The organism is Paenibacillus sp. GYB006 (assembly GCF_036577645.1).
Classification (GTDB): Bacteria; Bacillota; Bacilli; order Paenibacillales; family Paenibacillaceae; genus Paenibacillus.
Genome location: NZ_JARBDA010000041.1, coordinates 1 through 1,684, shown reverse-complemented (window position 1 = coordinate 1,684; position 1,684 = coordinate 1). Strand labels below are relative to the sequence as shown.

At 33.3% G+C, this 1,684-nt stretch carries 1 protein-coding gene; it reads right to left on the bottom strand.

What is annotated here, in order from left to right:
• Nucleotides 1-111: 111 nt before the first annotated feature.
• Complete coding sequence (locus PV403_RS24745) at nucleotides 112-1,572, bottom strand: IS1182 family transposase (protein ID WP_332086284.1); 1,461 nt, start codon at nucleotides 1,570-1,572, stop codon at nucleotides 112-114.
• Between the last annotated feature and the right edge of the window lie 112 nt (nucleotides 1,573-1,684).

The following is a 1,684-nucleotide window of genomic DNA, read 5'->3' as shown; positions in this document are numbered from 1 at the left end:
GAGGCCACTGAAAAAGTTGCGCTTTTAAATTAGTAATTGTTTCTCAAAACAAAATAGATCACTTCCTGTTTAGTTTTTGAATAGGAAGTGATCTATTTCTTTTATATTGACTTACTTCTCTGCTTTAATCAGCGTGAGAATTCGTTTGAGGTTGACTGCGAATATAGCTGTTGCTCCTTGTATTTGCATGCCAATTAAACCCGACGATGATGCTTCATCATACCCGTGTCTATGTTTGAGTTCACTGTTTTTCGCCTCAATTTTATATCTTTCTTTTGCTAATGATTTAAATTCTTCACTATTTTGAAATGCTTCTTGTTCTCGATGCTCAGTTGATTTAATTGTGACAGAATACGTTTTACTTTTTGCACTTTCCTTATAACATCCATTACGTAGTAGACATACTTTGCATTTTTCAATATCAAACATATAAGTGTCTTTTTGATTTTTATTAATACCTTTCTTACCTGTACGTGCCTTGCGTATAGCTAAATGTCCTGCTTTACATATGTACATGCCCGCATCTTTATTAAATTCAAATTCATCCTCCTTTTTTCTAGTACCTTGTGTGATGTTAGGATTTAATTTCGCTATTAGTTGTAGTTCATTTTGATTCGCATATTGAATATTTTCTTTTTCTGAGTACGCTGCATCACCTATTACTGTTTCTATTTCCATACCGGTTTCTTTACTTTTCTCGACTAATTCTTTTAAGAATTTCCCATCACTTTTTTCACCAGTTGTGACGATCGCAGCTGTAATAATACGTTCATCACTCATCGCGATATGTGTTTTAAAACCAAAAAAAGAAGAATCAGCTGTTTTATGCCCGACCCGTGCATCAGGATCACTGGAGAAACTAAGATGTTCCTTGTAATCTTCTACGACTTCTTTTAATACATTTAACTTTTCTTTCACAGTTGGAATTGTAGCGATTTGCGGTTCTTTTTCTACGATGGAAATGATCTCATTGCAATAATCCACTTCTATTTTCACATCGTTAGAATTAGATTTTGATGGGAATTTAGTTTTCATAGATTCATCGATTTTATATACGGATTTTCGGACATTTTTTGATTTCTCTTGTAGAAACTGTATCGGTGATTTTTGATTATAACGTGATTTTGTATGTGTAGCATCGACGATAATTGTTTTACTTTGGATGATTTCTTTTTCTAGTGCAATTTCAACTGTCTTCCCAATAAGCATATCTAACAAACTCACATCTTTGAGACGAAGTTTACGAAATTTTGTTAATGAGCTTGGATTAATGACAGGATCTTCAGGTGCCATATCTAAGAAGTATTTAAATGACATATCATATTTTGACCGCTCAACTACATCAACATCAGATAAGTCAAAAATAGATTTCAATAATAAATACTTAAACATGCGGATCGGCGACACTGCATTGCGACCATTATCGAGGCAATATTTATTTTGTAATTCTTCATAAACAAAAGAAAAATCTACAATTTCATTGATTTGGCGCAGTATATTGTCTTTAGGCACGACTATATCGTAAATTGCCATAAATGGACTGAGATTGAAGGTCTGTTGATTTGAAATCATCCGAGACACCACCTGAAATTTATACTTTTATTATACAAAAAATCAGGATGCCTTTCCTCAATATTGAGGAAAGGCATCCTGATTTTAGATATTGGACTTTTTCAGTGGCCTC